This window comes from Nakamurella endophytica, from assembly GCF_014646215.1.
Lineage (GTDB): Bacteria > Actinomycetota > Actinomycetes > Mycobacteriales > Nakamurellaceae > Nakamurella > Nakamurella endophytica.
Genome location: NZ_BMNA01000012.1, coordinates 67,902 through 86,494 on the forward strand (window position 1 = coordinate 67,902; position 18,593 = coordinate 86,494).

Here is an 18,593-nt window from a genome sequence, read left to right on the forward strand (position 1 = left end):
CCATGCAGAATCTGCAAGGCCTGTTGCTGCCCGTCCTGCTGTTCGCCGCCCTGGGGCTGATGATGTTCTTCAGCGTCCGCAAGCAGAAGCGCCAGGTCGCCGAGACCAAGCGCATGCAGGACGCGATCGTCCCCGGCACCCGGGTGATGACCACCAGCGGCCTGCACGGCACCGTGACGGCCGTCGCGGACGACACCATCGAGCTGGAGATAGCCCCGGGCGTCTACACGACGTGGGTCCGGGCCGCGGTCCGCGAGGTCATCGTCCCGGCGCCGGTGGAGCCGCTGGACGGCGGCGCCACCCCGGCCGGCGGGTCGTCGCCCGTCCTGGGGGAGGGCGTCGGCGACGCCGACCCGTCGATTCTGCAGAAGCGCAACACCGACCTCGGATAGTCTCGACGATCGCACGGTCCGCCGGGTCTCCGCATCGCCGCACGTCGGCGGGGCGGTGGCCCGGCGTCGTGCTGGTCCGGAGCCGCCCGGCGCGCTCCGGCCGGTCCCTGCCCCCAGTACCCCGTTCCATGCCCGGAGATCCCTCTCCGTCGCAGTACCTGCAGTTCGTCCGCGTGTGGCGGCGTGCGCCGTCGCACCTCGCATGACCGATAGGCGTCTTCTGTGGCAAGTCCTGCCGGCCAGTTCCATCCGGGACGGCTCCTCGCGGTGTTCGCGCTGCTCACCGCGCTGCTCTACGGCCTGGTGTTCCTGACGCCGGGGTCCAACAGCCCCAAGCTCGGGATCGACCTGCAGGGCGGCACCCGCATCACGCTGACCGCGCAGACGCCGGACGGCAGCACCCCGTCGCGGGACTCGATGAACCAGGCCCGGACGATCATGGAGAACCGGGTCAACGGTTCCGGCGTCGTCGGCGCGGACGTCCAGATCGACGGGTCGAACCAGCTGGTCATCACCGTGCCCGGCACGCAGGACCTGGGCAACCTGACCCGCTCGGCGCGGCTGAACATCCGCCCGGTCACCGCCACCGGCTACGACGTGAGCGCGCTGCCGACCAGCTCCGCCGCCACCTCCGGTGCCTCCGGGTCCTCGGGTGCGAGCAGCCAGGCGCCGGTCACCCGGTCGGCCATCGGCGACACCGGCGGACCGACCTCCAGCAGCCAGGCGCCGTCGGCGTCCGTGGGCAACGCGCCGGCGACCACGACCGCGACCGGCAGCGCCGCCGCGACCACCGGCACCACCGGCTCGGCGCAGGGCCTGCGCCAGGCAGCCCCGGCCACCACTGCGCCGGCCGCGACCCCGACCGCCGCCCCCACCACGGCCGCCGCGCCGACGACCGGGGCGACCTCGGTGCCGAACCCGGCGGTGACCGGAACCCCGGCGGCCACCCCGACCGCGAGCGGCACGGGCGCGACGGGGACGACCGGGTCCGGCGCCGCCAGCTCCGGCGCGGGGGCGGGCACCTTCCCGCTGCCCGGCAGCGACCCGAACAACGCGAACCAGCCCGCCGCCAAGGACGCCGCCGGCTGGGCGGCCTGGGTGACCGCCGCCACCACTGCGGTGCAGAACGGCTCCGTCACCTGCAAGGAGCTCGAGCCCAAGGTCGGCCAGGACGACCCGTCGCGCCCGCTGCTGTCCTGCGGGACCGGCAGCGTCCAGGACTCGGCGACGGTCTACCTGCTCGACGCCACGCTGATCCCGGGCACGCAGATCGACAACGCGGCCGCCGCGCTGGACCAGAACGGTGCCGGCTGGGTCATCAACGTCAGCTTCGACAGCGCCGGCTACAAGACCTGGTCGAACTACACGGCCAACAACGTCAACAAGCAGACGGCGTTCACCCTGGACGGCCAGGTGCTGTCCGCGCCGGCCATCCGGCAGGCCATCACCACCACGGTGACCCAGGTGAGCGGCAACTTCACCCAGGCGTCGGCCACGTCGCTGGCCAACTCGCTCAAGTACGGCGCGCTGCCGCTGAACTTCGGCTCCGGGACCGCGCAGAGCGTCTCCGCGGAGCTGGGCTCGGAGTACCTGACGGCCGGCCTGATCGCCGGCGGCATCGGGCTGCTGCTGGTCGTCGTGTACTGCCTGATCTACTACCGGCTGCTCGGGGTGATCACCATCCTGTCGCTGGTGCTGTCCGGCCTGCTGGTCTACGCGATCATGGTGCTGCTCGGCCGCTGGATCGGCCTGAGCCTGGACATGGCGGGCGTCGCCGGCCTGATCATCGCCATCGGCATCACGGCCGACTCGTTCGTCATCTACTTCGAACGGCTCAAGGACGAGGTGCGGGAGGGCCGGTCGTTCCGGTCGGCCGTGCCCCGTGGCTGGGAACGCGCCAAGCGCACCATCCTGTCGGCCGACGCCGTGTCGTTCCTGTCCGCGCTGGTGCTGTACCTGGTGGCGGTGGGCGACGTGAAGGGCTTCGCGTTCACGCTCGGCCTGTCGACCGTGCTGGACCTCATCGTGGTGTTCCTGGTGACCCACCCGTTGGTGGCGCTGGCCTCCGGGTCCCGGGTCTTCGCCAGCCCGCGGTGGTCCGGGCTCGGCGCCACCGCCGCGGCCGGCGCCCGCCAGCGCGCCGGCACCGCACGCCTGACGGTCAAGGAGGCCTGAGATGTCCCATCCCGTCCGACCGACCTCCGGACCGGCGGCGTCCGGCGGCCCCGTGGCCGACGCCGAGATCCTGGATCGCGACGAGCTGTCCGGCGTCGACGTCGACGACGCGCAGCTGACCCAGCCGGAGCCGGTCAAGCTGCACGACGGCAGCTTCATCAGCCGGCTCACCACCGGCACCGGCGCGTTCAACGTGCTGGGGCTGCGCAAGTACTCGTACTGGTTCTCGGCCGCACTGGTCGTGCTGTCGATCCTGGCCATCGCCCTGCTGGGCTTCAACCTGGGCATCGATTTCAAGGGCGGCACCCGGCTGACGTTCGTGCCGCAGCCCGGGACCGATCCGTCGATCGCCCAGGTCACCCAGGCCGTCGCCGGCGTCGGCATCTCCGACCCCACGGTGCAGACGGTGGGCTCCGGCGGCGCCCGGTCGATCCAGATCAGCTCCGAGGCGCTGAGCCCGGAGACGATCACCGCCGCCAAGCGCACGCTGACCAGCACCTTCGGCCTGACGAACCCGGTGTCGGACTCCGCCGTCTCGGAAACCTGGGGCTCGGAGATCTCGTCGCGGGCGATCATCGGCGTGCTGATCTTCCTGGTGCTGGTCGCGCTGTTCATCTGGATCCGCTACGAGCGGCGGGCCGCGGTCGGCGCCGTGGTCTCGACGCTCCAGGTGATCATCGTGACCGCCGGCATCTACGCGGCGGTCGGCTTCGAGGTCACCCCGGCCACCGTCATCGGGCTGCTGACCATCCTCGGCTTCTCGCTCTACGACACCGTCGTGGTCTACGACAAGGTGCAGGAGAACACCCGCGGGTTGTTCACGACGACCCGCCGGACCTACCCGGAAGCGGCCAACCTGGCCATCAACCAGACCCTGATGCGGTCGATCAACACGTCGCTCATCGCCCTGCTGCCGGTCGCCGGGCTGCTGGTCGCGGGTGTGGTGATCCTCGGCTCGGGGACCCTGAAGGACCTGTCGCTGGTCATGCTCGTCGGCATGCTGGTCGGCGCCTACTCGTCGCTGCTGATCGCCGTGCCGATCGCGGTGGACCTGCGGATGCGCGAGCCGCAGATCCGTGCGCACACCGCGCGGGTGCTGGCCAAGCGCCGGCACGACGGCCTGGTGGTGGACGCCGACGGCGACCCGGTGCGGACGACCGTCGGTACCGGGACGGCCACCGGAGGCACGGCGGCTCCTCGCGCGGCCGTCGGGACCGCGCCGGCCGCGGCCCGCACCGGCCGCCCGGCGGCACCCCGGCCGGGCGTCAAGCCCCAGCGTCCGGCGCAGGCCCGCACCTCCGCGGCCGCCGCTCCGGGCGTCGCCGGCAGCCCGGCCCGCGGTGCGTCGTCCGGGACCGCTGGCGGCGCCACGCCGACGACCTCGACCGGCAGCAGCCGCGGCGCCACCCCGACGACCTCGGCGGGGACGGCCGGCGCCGGCGCCGGTGCGACCGCCGGGCGACCCGCGGGCAAGCGCGCGTCGGGCGGGACCCGCGGGGCCCGACCCATCGGCAAGCGGTCGCGCTGAGCACGGGCGCCGCCGGCCCGGACGTCCTGGAGGCGGCCGGCGCCGCGATCGACCGCCTGGTGCGGGTGCAGCAGGACTTCCCGATCCCCGGCGTGCTGTTCCGCGACCTGACGCCGGTGCTCGCCGACGCCGCGGCCCTGCGGGCGGTCACCCGGGCGCTGGCCCACGCGCACGGACCGGTCGACGTCGTCGCGGGGCTCGAGTCCCGCGGGTTCCTGCTCGCCGCCGCAGCGGCCGCCGTCCTCGGCACGGGCGTGCTGGCCGTCCGCAAGCCCGGCAAACTGCCCGGTGATGTGCTGAGCGAGTCCTTCGAGCTGGAGTACGGCACCGGCACGTTCCAGGTGCACCCGTCCGACGTGCCCGACGGCGCCCGCGTACTGGTCCTGGACGACGTCCTGGCCACCGGCGGGTCCGCGACCGCGGCCTGCCGGCTGGTCGAACGGGCGGGCGGCACCGTCGCCGGCGTGGCGGTGGCCATCGAGCTCGTCGACCTCGGCGGGCGCGCGGCGCTCGGCCCCGTCCCGCTCGTCGCGCTGCGCCGCTGGTGACCGTCGTCGGTGATCGCGCCGGTGACCGTCCCGGCTGGTCGCCGATGATCGACGCGCCCGCCGTCGCCGCCGGACCGCGCGGTTATCGTGGACCGGGGTCGCCGGTCACCGGCGAACGGACTGCCGGGAGGTGCGGATGACGTCGGACGCCGCCACAGGGCACACCACGACCACCGGCAGCAGGTCCGCGGTGCTCGAGGACCCGGCCGCGACGACCGCCGCCTCGGCCGGGCCCGCCGCGGCGGACGTCGCCGCGGGTCGCCCGCACCCGGCCGCCGACGCACCGGCCGCACACCGCCCGACGCCGCGCCGCGGTCCCCGGCACGCCCTCGACGAGGACGAGCACCCGACGCCGACCCCGACGCCGGGGGTCGGCGCCCCGACCGGGCGGCCGTCCCCGGAGAGCGCCCCGGCCCGGGCCGACGGGTCCCCGGCCGGTGTGCCGTCCGCCGCGACCGCGATCCCGGTCGGCGCTCCGACCGCGGCGCCCGCGTCCACCGTGACAGCGCCGTCCACCGCGGCGCCCGCGTCCACCGCGGCGCCCGCGTCCACCGCGGCGCCCGCGCCCACCACCCCGCCCGCGCCCGCCGACGCGGCACCGGCCGCCGCCACCGTCGCCTCGGCTCCCACCCGGCCGGCGCCCCGTCCCGCCCCGCGACCGGGCACCACGCCCGAGGCGGCGCCGGACCGCCCGGTCAACCACGGCGCCTCGCCGATCGCCGAGCCGGCACCGTCGGCCACCCGGCGCATCCGCAACCGGCTGGCCCGCCGGATGAGCGGCCAGCGCACCATGGCGTCGGCGCCGGCCGGGCGCACCGTGCTCGAGCCGCTGTTCGCCTCGCACCGGGCGCTGCACCCCAAGGCCGACCTCAAGCTGCTGGAGCGCGCCTACGAGGTGGCGGAGGTGGCGCACCGCGGCCAGTTCCGCCGGTCCGGCGACCCGTACATCACCCATCCGCTGGCCGTCGCGACGATCCTGGCGGATCTAGGGATGGACACCACGACGCTGGTCGCGGCGCTGCTGCACGACACCGTCGAGGACACCGCGTTCACCAAGGAGCAGGTGTCGGCCGAGTTCGGGCCGGAGGTGGCGCACCTGGTGGACGGCGTGACCAAGCTCGACAAGGTCACCTTCGGCGACGCCACCGAGGCGGAGACCATCCGGAAGATGATCATCGCCATGGCCCAGGACCCCCGGGTCCTGGTGATCAAGCTCGCCGACCGGCTGCACAACATGCGCACCATGCGGTTCCTGCCGCCGGACAAGCAGGCCCGCAAGGCGCGGGAGACGCTGGATGTGCTGGCGCCGCTGGCACACCGGCTGGGCATGTCCACGATCAAGTGGGAGCTCGAGGACCTGGCGTTCGCGATCCTGCACTCCAAGCGCTACGACGAGATCGTCCGGCTGGTGGCCGACCGGGCCCCGTCGCGGGACACCTACCTGGCCGAGGTCACCGCCCAGCTGCAGACCGAGCTGGCCGCCGCCAAGATCCCCGCCGAGGTGGTCGGCCGTGGCAAGCACTACTACTCGATCTACCAGAAGATGCAGGTCCGCGGCCGCGAGTTCGACGAGATCCACGACCTGGTGGCGGTGCGGATCCTGGTCGGTACGGTGCGCGAGTGCTACGCCGCGATGGGCGTCGTCCACGCCATGTGGGCGCCGATGCCCGGCCGGTTCAAGGACTACATCGCCCAGCCGCGGTACGGCGTCTACCAGTCGCTGCACACCACGGTGATCGGCCCGCAGGGCAAGCCGCTGGAGGTGCAGATCCGCACGCTGGACATGCACCACACCGCCGAGTACGGCATCGCCAGCCACTGGCGCTACAAGGAGACCAGGGGCACCCACACCGGGACCGCCACCTCGGTCGACGAGATGGCGTGGATGCGGCAGCTGCTCGACTGGCAGCGGGAGGCCGGCGACCCCGGCGAGTTCCTGGACAGCCTGCGGTACGAGATGGCGACCAGCGAGATCTTCGTCTTCACGCCCAAGGGCGACGTGCAGACGTTGCCGGCCGGCGCCACCCCGGTCGACTTCGCCTACGCCGTCCACACCGAGGTCGGCAACCGCTGCATCGGCGCCAAGGTCGACGGCCGGCTGGTGCCGCTGGAGAAGCAGCTGTCCAACGGGCAGATCGTCGAGATCTTCACCTCCAAGGCGCCGAACGCCGGCCCGACCTGGGACTGGCTGAAGTTCGTCAAGTCGTCCAGGGCCAAGACCAAGATCCGGCAGTACTTCGCCAAGGAACGGCGCGAGGAGGCGGTCGACACCGGCAAGGACGCCATCGCCAAGGCCGCCCGCCGCGAGGGGCTGCCCATCCAGCGGCTGATCTCGCACGACACCCTGGCCGCGGCGGCGCACGAGCTGGGCTACCGGGACATCACGGCGCTGTACGCAGCGGTGGGCGAGAACCACATCGCGCCGAAGACCGTGGTGACCCGGGTGGTCTCGCTGCTCGGCGGCGCCGAGGAGGCCGGCGAGGTCGTCGCGGAGCGGTCCGCTCCGGCGGTCGCCCGGCGCCGGCCCAGCACCGATGCCGGGGTGCTGGTCAAGGGCATCTCCGACATCCAGGTCAAGCTCGCCAAGTGCTGCACCCCGGTGCCCGGCGACGACATCCTGGGCTTCGTCACCAAGGGCGGCGGCGTCTCGGTGCACCGCGTCGACTGCACGAACGCGGAGGCCCTGCGCGGCGAGGAGGACCGGCTGATCCCGGTCGCCTGGGACCCGAACTCCGCGTCGGTGTTCCTGGTGACGGTGCAGGTCGAGGCGCTGGACCGGCACCGGCTGCTGTCGGACATCACCAAGACGCTGGCCGACGAGAAGGTCAACATCCTGTCGGCCAACCTGTCGATGTCCAAGGATCGGATGGCGATCTCGCGGTTCTCGTTCGAGATGGCCGATCCCAAGCACCTGGGACACCTGCTGCGGGCGATCCGCGGCGTCGAGGGTGTCTACGACGTCTACCGGGTCACCAGCGCCTGACCCGGCCCGCGGCGGACGCCGGGCTCCCAGCCGGACGTCGCGGCGGCGGCAGCGTCGCCCCGTCGACCGGTGCGGTGGGTGCGGCGCCGGTCGGCGGGTGTCCGGTCGGCGCCTGTCCGGTGGGCGGCGCCACGCCGTGCCCCGCGCCGGGATCCGGTGGCACCGCTGCGCGGGACACGGTGTCGCACAACGGCCAGAGCCCGTCGTCGTCCCAGTAGCCGGTGTGGCTGCGCACCTTCGGCGGGTTCTGTCCGTAGACGTACCACCGGGCACCGGGATCGGGTAGCAGCGCGTCGACCGCCGGCCGGCCGGGGCCGTCGACCGGGCCGCCGATGTAGTCGGTGAGGTAGTAGGCGTTGCGCCAGCGGACCGCCCCGACGCCGCTGCGGCCGGTGGCCAGCGAGGCGAACACGGCGTCGCAGAAGTAGGCCGGGAAGGCCCACTGGTAGAGCGTGCGCAGCGGCGAGCCGAAGGTGAGCAGGCCGATCGCCGGCTCCGGGCGGAGGGCGTCGCGGTCCGACCGCCGCACCAACGCCGCCGCGGCGAGGATCGAGCCCTGGCTGTGCGCGGCCAGCACCACCCGTCCGCCGTGGTCGTGCAGGTAGAACACCCGGCGCAGCAGCTCGGGCACGGCGCGCTCGGTGTACGACGGCGGCGCGAACGGGTGGAACGACCGGGGGAAGAACGTGCCGACGTCCCGCAGCACGCCGAGCACGCGGCGCCGGCGGACGTTGCGCCACGAGCCGTACAGCAGGGCGAGCAGGCCCGGCGGGATGAGCAGGGCCAGCGTCACGCCGACGTAGGTGGCGAAGACCGGGGTGCGGCCGTCGCTCCAGATCAGGTACTCGAACACGGCGACCACCACCACGCAGGCGACGACCATCGTGGTGAGCAGCACCGAGACGCGCTGGGTGCAGCGGGCCACGTACCGCCACTGCAGCACGGTGCGGACCCAGCGCACGCCGGCGCCGGGGGCCCGGCCCGGGCCGGTCCCGCCGTCCAGGGCGTCGGCGATCCAGGACCCGGGATCACCGATCCCGGTGCCGCCGGACGGCGCGGGCAGCGGGGGATAGCCCTCGGTCACCGACGCGGTCAGCCGGTCGGCGGTCGCGCCGAACCAGCGGCGTCGCCGACCGAGGACCACTGCGTAGCGGAGCCAGCCGGCGGCGAAGGTCGCGGCACCGGCCACCGCGGTGGCGAGCAGGCCGAGTACCAGCAGGGTGATCGCCGACTGGATCACCGGGTAGAGCCGGATGTCGATCGTGGCCTGCTGCCGCGGCGTCGTCTCGGCCAGGCTCCAGGTGATCGTGCCGTGGGCGTCGGCCACCGCGATGATCACGGCGAGCAGCACGGTGTTGGACAGGATCACCGACAGCGCCAGCACGACGAAGGGCCCGCCCCAGCGGAACCGTGGTGTCCGGCCTGCGGCGGTCCGGCCGGCACGGTAGGCACCGTGGGCACGGTGGGCACGGCCCGCACGGCGCGCACCGCCGACATGGCCGGCACGGTGGGCACGGCGGGCACGGCCCGGTGGCCGCCGGCGCAGGGCCGGGTACACCAGCAGCGGCACCAGGAGCAGGAACGTCACCGCCCACGCCGTGTTGATGGACGCGCGCATGCCCGGCGTCTGACCGATCCACGGGCCGGCCGTCACGGCCGGTTGCAGCCAGCCGAAGACCGCAGCGCACATCGACGAGGCGGCCGCCGCGCCGAGCACCGCGGCGGTGGCGACCGGTCGGGACCGGTCCGCGCCGAGCAGCACCAGCACACCGAGCGCGCCGCCGCCGCCGAGGACCCACGCGGCCATCAGCCACGGCGTCGCGGTGGACCACCCGTGCCGTGCGCTCGTCGCCGCGGCGCACGAGGCCAGGGTCAGCGCCACGGTCACCAGCCCGGTGGCCAGGTGCAGGCGGGTCAGCTGGGCATGCGCCACCCGCCCGTCCCAGAACCGCCCGTGCGCCAGCCCGCCGGGCAACCGGGCGGCGGGCGACTCGGGCGGCCCGTCGACGGTGCGCCCGGTGGCCTCGGTGCCGCCGGTGCTCGCGGGGCCGCCGGTCGCGCCGGGGCCGGCGGCGACGGTGGGTGGCTCGACCCGCTCGTACCTGCTCCTGGACCGGGCGGCGAGGATGCCGAACGACGCCAGCAGCAGCACCGCGACCGAGGCGGCGAGCACCAGCCGGCGGCCCGGGTGGTCGACGACCCCGGACCAGGTCAGCGGCCAGGTCCACCAGTGCGCCGACCGGCAGGCGGACTGGTTGCCGCACTGGTAGGCCAGCACGTCCAGCAGCAGCAGGTCGACCGCCACGAAGACGGTGACGGTGACGGCCACGCCGGCCGCGCGGGCCGCCCAGAAGTACGGGCGGGTCACCGGCCGCCGATCGGCGCGGGGCTGCAGTGGTCCGGCGGGACGGTCCGGGTCGGCGGGCCGTTCGCGGTGGGGGTCCGGGGCGTCGTCGTGGGGCGCCGCCATCCAGCCGGCCAGGTTGGCCAGCATGAAGGGCAGCATCAGCATCCACAGGATCCGCGTCCGGCTGCGGGAGGTCAGCCCGCCCCAGGAGTACGCCTCGACGTGGCGTCCGCGGTCGTCGGCGGTGCGGTAGAAGCCCGCGGTGCGGTCACCGGCCACCTGCCGCGGCGACAGGTCGCGCAGGACGGCCTCCGGCGTGGAGCCACCCACCCCGTGCACGCGGATCTCGGTGATGCCCGTGGTGTCCGTGGACGCCGTCATGGTGGCCCCCTGGCAGGCCCGGGTCGCCCGGCCGGCGACATCGCCGATCCTGAGGCACGGCGGCCCGCGGCGATACCCGGCGTCCGGTGGATCCCGCCGAGGTGCCGACGGGACGGACGGTCTCCCGAGTGCCCCGGAAGCGGACGTCCGTCAGCGGGCGGACCCGGGGCGGACGTCCGTCAGCGGGCGGACCCGGGGGCAGCCGCCGGACGCGGACGAGGCCGTCGTGGGCGCCCGTCGCGGGGTCGCCCGGCTATCAGCCGGTGGAGGCGGCGGTCGTCGGCGTCCCGCCGGTCGCCGCACCCGACGCCCCGGGGGACGTCGTGCCGGATGCCGGCGGCGCCGAGGCCGCACCCGAGGAGGCCGCGCCGGACGCGGCCGTGCTCGGGTAGCTGCCGGTGCCCGCGGTGGCGTTCTCCGGCACGGTGACCGACGAGATGGCCACCTTCTCGTTCGGCGGACCGTCCTGCGCGTTCTTGGCCACGCCCTTGGCGGCGACCGCGTCGACCACCTTCATGCCGTCCGCCGACACCGTGCCGAGCACGGTGTAGCTCGGGTCCAGCGTCGAGTCCTTGTAGACGATGAAGAACTGCGAGCCGTTGGTGTCCGGGCCCGAGTTGGCCATCGCGATCGTGCCGACCGGGTACTTGGTCGTCGCAGTGACCTCTCCCTTAAAGGTGTACCCGGGACCGCCGTTGCCCTTGCCCGACGGGTCGCCGCACTGCAGGATGTTCAGCCCCGGGCTGGAGGTCAGCCGCCAGCAGTCCGTCGAGTTGTAGAAGCCCTGCGACGCCAGGGACAGGAATGAGTTGACGGCGCACGGCGCGGTCGCCCGGTCCAGGGTCACCGGCACCGGCTGGTCGTTCAGCGTGAGGGTGACGTCCACCGTGCCCTTGTTCTCCGGCGAGAGGTTGGTGGGCGCGTTCACCGGCTTCACGGTCTTGGCGGCACTCGCCGTCGGGTAGGAGCAGGGTGTCGACGGCGTCGTGCTGGTCGGCGTGCCCGATCCGCTCGCGGCGCCGCCGTTGCCGCCGCCGGAGGCGCTGTCGGACTTGCGGGTGGTGATCAGCAGCACGGTCCCGGCCACCACCAGCACGGCGGCGACCACGCCGACGATGAGCAGCCGCTGCCGCCGCTGGCGGGCGGCCTCCTCGCGACGGACGAGTTGCCGTTCGAGCTTCCGCTTCGCGGCTTCCCGGCGCTGCTGGTTGGTGGGCACACGTCCTCCTGCATTCCACATCGGGCGGCCGCCGACCGGCGGTTCCCCGGCGCGCCAGTCTAGGTGAACGGTCCGGACGGACCCGCTCGGAACAGATGTGAACGCCCTGTGCGGAGCCCGCCCCGACCGGCGGGGCCGTCCCGGGTCGGACGGCCGTGGCCCGCCCCGGCGCGGACTACGGTGTCGCGGTGCTGATCGCGGGGTTCCCGGCCGGGGCGTTCCAGGCCAACTGCTACGTGGTCGCGCGCGCCGCGGGCGGCCCTTGCCTGGTGGTGGACCCCGGGCAGGACGCCGCGGCCCGGGTGCGGGAGATGCTGTCCGCGCACCGGTTGCGACCGGCGGCGGTCCTGTTGACCCACGGGCACCTGGACCACGTCGCGTCGGCGGCCGAGCTGTGCCGCGCGGCGGACGTGGCGGCGCACCTGCACCCCGGCGACGACACCATGCTGGACGACCCGCTCGGTGCGCTGTCCCCGGACCTGCGCCACCTGTTCGCCGGCCTGGACGTGTCGGACCTGCGCCCGCCGGAGGTACGGCCGTTGGACGCCGACCTGGAGGTTGCGGGCATGTCCGTGGCGGTGGACCACACGCCGGGCCACACGCCGGGATCGGTGGTGCTGCGCCTCGCCGCGGACGGCGACCGTCCGGAGATCCTGTTCACGGGCGACACGCTCTTCGCCGGCTCGGTCGGCCGGACGGACCTGCCCGGCGGCTCGGCGGCGGAGCTCACCCGTTCGCTGCAGGTGCTGGCCGGCCGTCCGGAGGGCGCCGTCGTCCTGCCCGGCCACGGCCCCACGACGACCATCGGGGACGAGCGCCGGGGCAATCCCTCCCTGCGCTGAGCGGCCACCCGCCGTCCCGGACCCGGGCCGGGCCGGCGGCCGGAGCACCGGGCCGGCTCGGGGAGAATGCGGGCATGCCGCAGTTCGCCGCGCCGAAGGGCGTCCCCGACTACTACCCGCCGGAGTCCCGGGGGTTCGTCGCCGTCCGGAACGCCCTGGTCGCCGCGGCCGATCGGGCGGGGTACGGGCCGGTCGAGCTGCCGGTGTTCGAGGACACCGAGGTGTTCGCGCGTGGCGTCGGCGAGTCCACCGACGTGGTGTCCAAGGAGATGTACACGTTCGCCGACCGCGGCGGGCGGTCGGTCACGCTGCGGCCGGAGGGTACGGCCGGCGTCATGCGTGCGGTGATCGAGCACGGTCTGGACCGCGGTGCGCTGCCGGTCAAGCTCGTCTACTCGGGGCCGTTCTTCCGCTACGAGCGGCCGCAGGCCGGGCGCTACCGGCAGCTGCAGCAGGTCGGCATCGAGGCCATCGGGTCCGACGACCCGGCGCTGGACGCCGAGGTCATCTCCGTGGCCCATCAGGGGTTCCGCGACCTCGGACTGTCCGGGTACCGGCTGGATCTGACCTCGCTCGGGGACTCGACCTGCCGGCCGGGCTACCGGGCGCTGCTGCAGGACTTCCTGCAGGGGCTCGATCTGGACGAGGACACCCGCCGGCGCGCGGAGCTGAATCCGCTGCGGGTACTCGACGACAAGCGCCCGCACGTGCGGGAGCAGCTGGCGGGGGCGCCGCTGATGGTGGACCACCTGTGCGGTGACTGCGCGGCCCACTTCGCCGACGTGCGCGCGGTGCTCGACGCCATCGGTGTGCCGTACGGGTTGAACCCGTGGATGGTGCGCGGGTTGGACTACTACACGCGGACGACGTTCGAGTTCGTCCACCCGGGGCTGGGGGCGCAGTCCGGGATGGGTGGCGGCGGCCGTTACGACGGCCTGATGGCCGAGCTGGGCGGTGCGTCGCTGTCCGGGATCGGCTACGGCATCGGCGTCGACCGGACGCTGCTGGCCACCCGCGCCGAGGGACTGGTCGTCGGCGACGAGAGCCGCTGCGACGTCTACGGCGTGCCGATGGGTCCGGCGGCGTCGACCGCGCTGGCCGTGCTGGCGGGCCGGCTGCGGGCGGCGGGGGTGCGGGTGGACCGGTCGTACGGCGGCCGGGGTCTCAAGGCCGCGATGCGGTCGGCCGACGCCTCGGGCGCCCGGTGGGCGCTCATCGTGGGGGAGCGCGAGCTGGCCGACGGGACGGTCGTGGTCCGCGACCTGGTCGACGGCCGGCAGGACGCGGTGCCGCTCGAGGGGGCGGTCGACCAGGTCGTCGGGCGGTTGACCGCCGGCTGATCCCGTCCGGTGCCGGCGAGCGGGGCAGGCGGCGCCGCGGCCGGTTCGCCCGCAGGGTGTCGCCGTCCGCGGCCCCGGGTACCGCGCCGGTGCCCGCCCGGTGGCCATGGACGCGCCTGGACCCGGGCGGCGGGAGGCTCAGGTGGGGGACACCTTCGTCCTGGTGATCGTGGTGGTCACCGCGCTGGCCTTCGACTTCACGAACGGCTTCCACGACACGGCCAACGCCATGGCCACGTCGATCGCGACCGGCGCGCTGCGGCCGCGGGTGGCGGTGGCGCTGTCCGCGGCGCTGAACCTGGTGGGCGCGTTCGTGTCGCTGTCCGTGGCCGCCACCATCGCCGGCGGGCTGGTCCGGTCCGGTGCGGTCACCCTGTCCGTGGTGCTGGCCGGTCTGGTCGGTGCCATCACCTGGAACCTGGTCACCTGGTTCCTCGGGATCCCGTCGAGCTCGTCGCACGCGCTGATCGGCGGCGTCGTCGGAGCGACGATCGCCGCGGCCGGCGGCGGAGCGGTGCGGTGGGACGGCCTCGTCGCCAAGGTGGTCGTGCCCGCGGCCCTGTCCCCGGTGATCGCCGGCGGCATCGCGATCGTCGGGACCGTGCTGGTCTACCGGTTGTCGCGGGGCGTCCCGGCCGGACTGCTCGGTCGCGGCTTCCGCCTCGGCCAGATCGGGTCCGCGTCGCTGGTCTCGCTGGCGCACGGCACCAACGACGCGCAGAAGACGATGGGCGTCATCACGCTGGCGCTCATCGCGGGCGGGTCGCTGCCCGCGGGCGCGCGGGCGCCGCTGTGGGTCGTCGTCAGCTGCGCGCTGGCGATCAGCCTCGGCACCTTCACCGGCGGCTGGCGGGTGATCCGGACGCTGGGCACCGGGATCGTCGACATCGAGCCCCGGCAGGGCATGGCCGCCGAGACCGCCTCGGCGGCGACCATCCTGCTCTCCACCTACTTCGGGTACTCGCTGTCCACCACGCACGTCGCCACCGGGTCCATCCTCGGGACCGGCCTGGGGTACCGCCCGCCCGACGTCCGGTGGGGCGTCGCCCGTCGGATGGCGCTGGCCTGGCTGATCACGCTCCCGACGGCCGCGGTGGTGGGCGGCCTCGCCGAGCTCGCGGCTCGGGCCATGGGCGGCACGTCCGGCATCGTGGTGGTGGCGCTGGTGATCGCCGCCGTGATGGGCGGTGTCTACCTGCTGTCCCGCCGCGCGCCCGTCGGGCCGGAGGCCGCGGCCCGGCCGGCCGACCGGCCGCCCGCAGCGCAGGACACCGCCGACGGGCCGGCCGCCCGGGACGGGGTGGGACGGTGACCGCGTGGGTGGACGTCGGGGCGGTGCTGCAGATCGCCGGCTTCGGCCTGCTGGTGGGCGCCGGCCTCCCGTCCCTGTACGCGCTCGGCATCCGCCTGCTGGGCTCCCGGCCGGCGTCCGGTGCACCCGCGGCCGCACCCGGGCCGGCCCGCCGAGCCGCGGCCGTCGTCTGCTTCGCCGTCGTGGCCGGTGCGGTCGTCACCGGCCTGCTGTTCCTGTTGCTGCAGTCCTGACGGTGCATCGGCGAGAGGACGGACGGACATGACGGGTTCGTCAGCGCGGTCGGGCATCGTCCGCTGGCTGCGCGCCGGGTATCCCTCCGGTGTCCCGGAGCGGGACTACCTGCCGCTGTTCGCGCTGCTGCGGCGGCGGCTGACGAACGACGAGGTGGCGGCGGTGGCCGCGGAACTCTCCGGACGCACCGACCCGGCGGGGCGAGAGGCGATCTGCGAGCTCATCGAGCGACTCACCCACGAGACGGCGCACGACGCGGACGTCGAGCGGGTGCGGCAGCAGCTCGGCGCGTCGTCGGCCGACGACGACCCGCCGGGCGGAGGGCCTCCCGCGGCCTGACCGCGGGTACCGCCGTGATCCGCGCGGGCAGGGACCCGGGACCGTCCTGCGGCATCGACCGCGACGTCGCGGGACGGTCGGCGCCGCTAGCTGTCCGCGGGCGGGGCCCCGTCCGGCCGGGGCGGATCCGCCTCCTCCGGCTCGAAGGTGTCCGGGCTGCCGGCACCCAGGCCGATACCGGTGTCCGGGGCGGGCAGGTCGCCGTCCGGCGGCGCGGTCCGGTCCTGGTCCCCGTGCTGTGCTGCGCCCTCCGTCATCGGCACCCCGTTCCTCGAACGGCCGACGGACCAGGGACGGTCGCCGCACGGGACGCCGTGCGCCCGGTGCCCGACCGCAGCCCGCGTCCCGCCGGCTCCGGCTGTTGCCGGCACTGTAGCCGCGAACCCGGCCCGGCGTCGGTGCCCGTCGGTGCGGGTACCGCAGCACCGGAGGTAGCGGGTCGCGCAGGTGTCGGAGGGTGCGATGTCCACGGGGACGATAGAGCTGATCGGCGGCTCGTGGGACGGGCGACTCGTACCCGTTCCCGAGTCGCACCTGGCGGAGGAACCGCCGTACCTGGTGGAGCTCCCGGCCGGCGACGGCGACACCGGGCACACGGCGAGCTACCTGGTGACCCGGCGGTCGGACGGCCGGCTACAGGGGCGCCCCACCGAAATCCCCCTCGATCCGTCGGGGGAGTCGACGCCGGCCGACGGATGACGGGCGCCAGGAGTGGCGACGGCCGGCGAGACAGCGCTTGACGACCGTCTCGGTAAGTCGTAACTTACGGTTCGTGGCGACTGACGGAGTGCCGGAGGCGTGGGAGGTGCTGGGCGACCCGTCCCGGCGGCTGATCTTCGCCAAGCTGGCCGAGCGTCCCCGGGCGGTCGTCGAACTCGCGGGCGAGCTGCCGATCAGTCGGCCCGCCGTCTCGCAGCACCTGCGCGTCCTCAAGTCGGCCGGCGTGGTGACCGACGAGGTGCGGGGCACCCGGCGGATCTACCGGCTGGAGCCTGCGGCGGTGCTCGCGTTCAAGGACCAGCTCGACGCCTTCTGGCACCGCGCGCTCGCCGGTTTCGGGGACGTCGTCACCCCCGATCCCCTCGAGGGATCCCCAGGAGAGGACCAACCGTGACAGATCCCGACGTGCCCGTCGTGCAGCGGTCGATCGTCGTGCCGGTGGCGGCCGACGCGGCGTTCACCGCCTTCACCGACCGGTTCGGCGACTTCAAGCCGCCGGAGCACAACCTGCTGCGGGCGCCGATCGCCGAGACCATGCTGGAACCCAGGGTCGGCGGCGCCATCTACGACCGGGCCGTGGACGGCAGCGAGTGCCGCTGGGCGCGCATCCTGGTCTTCGACCCGCCGCAGCGGCTGGTCTTCAGCTGGGACATCGGCCCGACGTGGGAACTGGAGAGCGACCCGGACCACACCAGCGAGGTCGAGATCCGGTTCGTCGCCGAAGGTCCCGCGCGCACCCGGGTGGAACTGGAGCACCGGAACCTGGACCGGCACGGCCCGGGCTGGACCGGCATGCGCCCGGCCGTCGCCGGCGACGAGGGGTGGCCGCTGTACCTGCGCCGTTTCGCCGACCTGGTGGGTGCGCCGGTCGGCTGAGAGCTGGCTGCACGGAGCGGATCCCGGGCCACCTTGGACCGCGGCGAACCACGCGCCGGGGTCCTCGGTGTGCTCGGGGGCCTGCGTCCGCCGGCACCGGCGGCCTGCTCGGCGCCGCCTGCACCCTGGCAGGGCGTGACAAACGGCTCGAACGCATGTACGAAGGAGCCATGCGGTGGACCACCCGAGCGCTCGACGTCGAGGACGTGACCGCCCTGCCCGGCCTGGGGCGGATCAGCGGCCTGCTGCGGTCGGTGCGCAGCCCGGACTTCGCCGGGGTGACGTTCCACGAGGTGCTCGCCCGGTCCGCGCTGAACCGGGTGCCGGGCACGTCGCCGATGCCCTTCCGGTGGACCGTCAACCCGTACCGCGGGTGCAGCCACGCCTGCGTGTACTGCTTCGCCCGCGGCACCCACACCTACCTCGACCTGGACAGCGGGCAGGACTTCGACAGCCAGATCGTCGTCAAGACCAACGTCGGCGAGCTGCTGGGCCGGGAGCTGGCGGCGCCGCGCTGGCGCGGCGAGCCGGTGGCGATGGGCACCAACACGGACCCGTACCAGCGGGCCGAGGGGCGCTACCGGCTGATGCCCGCGGTGATCCGGTCGCTGACCGACCACGACACCCCGTTCTCGATCCTCACCAAGGGCACCGTGCTGTCCCGGGATCTCGGCCTGCTGGCGTCCGCGGCGCAGCGGGTCCCGGTCGGGCTCGGGGTGTCCCTGGCGTTGCTGGACCGCACGCTCCAGGCCTCGCTGGAACCGGGCACACCCACGCCGGAGGCCCGGCTGACCCTCGTCCGGCGGATCGTCGACGCCGGCCTGCCCTGCGGCGTGCTCATCGCGCCGCTGCTGCCGCACCTGACGGACAGCCGGGAGCAGATCGCGGACCTGGTGGGCCGGCTGCGCGACGCCGGGGTGAGCGGGGTGTCCGGCATCGTGCTGCACCTGCGTCCCGGTGCCCGCGAGTGGTTCCTGCGCTGGCTGGGCGTGCACCACCCGGAGCTGGTCGGCCGGTACGAGCGCCTGTACCAGCGCGGGTCCAACGCCCCGCAGGACTACCGGCGGATGGTCGCCGACCGGGTCGCCTCGGTCCGGGTCGAGCTCGGGCTGCCGGCACACCCGGCGCCGTTCCGGCCGACCGGGGTACCCGGGTACCGCGACGCCGGCTTCCCGCCCGGCAGCATGCCGGAGCCGCGACGCGCGCCGCGGACCGGCGTCGCCGACCGATCCGCCCACGCGGGCGACGGGCTGGCGGGGGCGGTGGTCGACCAGGCCGCCGAGCAGACGCTGTTCTGACCCCTGCGGCCCCACCCGCCGGACGTGCCCTGCCCGGGCAGGACGAGCGGTACCGGGTC

At 74.5% G+C, this 18,593-nt stretch carries 17 protein-coding genes; 14 read left to right on the forward strand and 3 right to left on the reverse strand.

Translation table 11 applies throughout. From position 1 onward, the window contains the following. Positions 1 to 2: 2 nt before the first annotated feature. From yajC to IEY37_RS18525, 5 genes are all read left to right on the forward strand, one after another. On the forward strand, positions 3 to 392 hold the full coding sequence (gene yajC / locus IEY37_RS18505) for a preprotein translocase subunit YajC (RefSeq protein ID WP_188944249.1): 390 nt from the start codon (positions 3 to 5) through the stop codon (positions 390 to 392). Positions 393 to 614: 222 nt separating this feature from the next. After that, positions 615 to 2,567 carry a protein translocase subunit SecD gene (secD, locus tag IEY37_RS18510; protein ID WP_188944250.1) on the forward strand — a complete coding sequence of 651 codons (1,953 nt, stop codon included), beginning with the start codon at positions 615 to 617 and terminating at the stop codon, positions 2,565 to 2,567. Position 2,568: 1 nt separating this feature from the next. Then, positions 2,569 to 4,095: a protein translocase subunit SecF gene (secF, locus tag IEY37_RS18515; protein WP_229674631.1), complete on the forward strand. Its 1,527-nt coding sequence runs from the start codon at positions 2,569 to 2,571 to the stop codon at positions 4,093 to 4,095. Positions 4,096 to 4,121: 26 nt separating this feature from the next. Continuing rightward, a complete protein-coding gene (locus IEY37_RS18520) occupies positions 4,122 to 4,643 on the forward strand; it encodes an adenine phosphoribosyltransferase (RefSeq protein ID WP_373298392.1) in 522 nt (173 codons plus the stop codon). Positions 4,644 to 4,779: 136 nt separating this feature from the next. Continuing rightward, the gene (locus IEY37_RS18525; protein WP_308426411.1) at positions 4,780 to 7,626 is read left to right on the forward strand and encodes a RelA/SpoT family protein; all 2,847 of its coding nucleotides are present in this window, start codon (positions 4,780 to 4,782) and stop codon (positions 7,624 to 7,626) included. Here IEY37_RS18525 and IEY37_RS18530 read toward each other — a convergent pair. Together IEY37_RS18530 and IEY37_RS18535 are read right to left on the reverse strand one after the other, a co-directional pair. Beyond that, positions 7,613 to 10,354 carry a hypothetical protein gene (locus IEY37_RS18530; protein WP_188944251.1) on the reverse strand — a complete coding sequence of 914 codons (2,742 nt, stop codon included), beginning with the start codon at positions 10,352 to 10,354 and terminating at the stop codon, positions 7,613 to 7,615. The two genes, IEY37_RS18525 and IEY37_RS18530, sit on opposite strands and share 14 nt — an antisense overlap. 256 nt (positions 10,355 to 10,610) lie before the next feature. Beyond that, entirely contained in the window at positions 10,611 to 11,573 is a 963-nt protein-coding gene (locus IEY37_RS18535; protein WP_308426412.1) for a peptidylprolyl isomerase, read from the reverse strand. 188 nt (positions 11,574 to 11,761) lie between these two features. Here IEY37_RS18535 and IEY37_RS18540 point away from each other — a divergent pair, with 188 nt between their 5' ends. The 5 genes from IEY37_RS18540 (at position 11,762) to IEY37_RS18560 (ending at position 15,640) form a co-directional block, all read left to right on the forward strand. Continuing rightward, positions 11,762 to 12,415, forward strand: a complete 654-nt coding sequence (locus IEY37_RS18540; RefSeq protein WP_188944253.1) for an MBL fold metallo-hydrolase — start codon at positions 11,762 to 11,764, stop codon at positions 12,413 to 12,415. 74 nt (positions 12,416 to 12,489) lie between these two features. After that, positions 12,490 to 13,755: a histidine--tRNA ligase gene (gene hisS / locus IEY37_RS18545; protein WP_188944254.1), complete on the forward strand. Its 1,266-nt coding sequence runs from the start codon at positions 12,490 to 12,492 to the stop codon at positions 13,753 to 13,755. Positions 13,756 to 13,861: 106 nt separating this feature from the next. After that, positions 13,862 to 15,067, forward strand: a complete 1,206-nt coding sequence (locus IEY37_RS18550; RefSeq protein ID WP_188944315.1) for an inorganic phosphate transporter — start codon at positions 13,862 to 13,864, stop codon at positions 15,065 to 15,067. Continuing rightward, entirely contained in the window at positions 15,064 to 15,300 is a 237-nt protein-coding gene (locus IEY37_RS18555) for a hypothetical protein (RefSeq protein WP_188944256.1), read from the forward strand. Before IEY37_RS18550 ends, IEY37_RS18555 begins: the two co-directional genes overlap by 4 nt. Positions 15,301 to 15,328: 28 nt before the next feature. Then, positions 15,329 to 15,640, forward strand: a complete 312-nt coding sequence (locus tag IEY37_RS18560; RefSeq protein WP_188944258.1) for a DUF3349 domain-containing protein — start codon at positions 15,329 to 15,331, stop codon at positions 15,638 to 15,640. Positions 15,641 to 15,726: 86 nt separating this feature from the next. On the opposite strand, the gene IEY37_RS18565 is transcribed toward IEY37_RS18560, so the two are convergent. Beyond that, positions 15,727 to 15,897 carry a hypothetical protein gene (locus IEY37_RS18565; RefSeq protein WP_188944260.1) on the reverse strand — a complete coding sequence of 57 codons (171 nt, stop codon included), beginning with the start codon at positions 15,895 to 15,897 and terminating at the stop codon, positions 15,727 to 15,729. A 205-nt stretch (positions 15,898 to 16,102) separates the two neighbouring features. Here IEY37_RS18565 and IEY37_RS18570 point away from each other — a divergent pair, with 205 nt between their 5' ends. From IEY37_RS18570 to IEY37_RS18585, 4 genes are all read left to right on the forward strand, one after another. Beyond that, positions 16,103 to 16,339, forward strand: coding sequence for a hypothetical protein (locus IEY37_RS18570; RefSeq protein ID WP_188944262.1), 237 nt, complete (start codon positions 16,103 to 16,105; stop codon positions 16,337 to 16,339). A 73-nt stretch (positions 16,340 to 16,412) separates the two neighbouring features. Then, complete coding sequence (locus tag IEY37_RS18575; RefSeq protein ID WP_229674634.1) at positions 16,413 to 16,754, forward strand: ArsR/SmtB family transcription factor; 342 nt, start codon at positions 16,413 to 16,415, stop codon at positions 16,752 to 16,754. Next, entirely contained in the window at positions 16,751 to 17,236 is a 486-nt protein-coding gene (locus tag IEY37_RS18580) for an SRPBCC family protein (RefSeq protein ID WP_188944264.1), read from the forward strand. The genes IEY37_RS18575 and IEY37_RS18580 overlap by 4 nt, the downstream gene beginning before the upstream one ends. A 170-nt stretch (positions 17,237 to 17,406) precedes the next feature. Then, positions 17,407 to 18,534 (forward strand): Rv2578c family radical SAM protein, encoded by a 1,128-nt coding sequence (locus IEY37_RS18585; RefSeq protein ID WP_188944266.1) that lies wholly within the window; start codon positions 17,407 to 17,409, stop codon positions 18,532 to 18,534. Positions 18,535 to 18,593: the final 59 nt, after the last annotated feature.

Coding starts and splice junctions, on each gene's coding strand:
- yajC (WP_188944249.1), top strand. CDS start 3: ATGCAGAATCTGCAAGGCCTGTTGCTGCCCGTCCTGCTGTTCGCCGCC.
- secF (WP_229674631.1), top strand. CDS start 2,569: ATGTCCCATCCCGTCCGACCGACCTCCGGACCGGCGGCGTCCGGCGGC.
- IEY37_RS18525 (WP_308426411.1), top strand. CDS start 4,780: ATGACGTCGGACGCCGCCACAGGGCACACCACGACCACCGGCAGCAGG.
- IEY37_RS18530 (WP_188944251.1), bottom strand. CDS start 10,354: ATGACGGCGTCCACGGACACCACGGGCATCACCGAGATCCGCGTGCAC.
- hisS (WP_188944254.1), top strand. CDS start 12,490: ATGCCGCAGTTCGCCGCGCCGAAGGGCGTCCCCGACTACTACCCGCCG.
- IEY37_RS18550 (WP_188944315.1), top strand. CDS start 13,862: ATGGACGCGCCTGGACCCGGGCGGCGGGAGGCTCAGGTGGGGGACACC.
- IEY37_RS18560 (WP_188944258.1), top strand. CDS start 15,329: ATGACGGGTTCGTCAGCGCGGTCGGGCATCGTCCGCTGGCTGCGCGCC.
- IEY37_RS18565 (WP_188944260.1), bottom strand. CDS start 15,897: ATGACGGAGGGCGCAGCACAGCACGGGGACCAGGACCGGACCGCGCCG.
- IEY37_RS18570 (WP_188944262.1), top strand. CDS start 16,103: ATGTCCACGGGGACGATAGAGCTGATCGGCGGCTCGTGGGACGGGCGA.
- IEY37_RS18585 (WP_188944266.1), top strand. CDS start 17,407: ATGCGGTGGACCACCCGAGCGCTCGACGTCGAGGACGTGACCGCCCTG.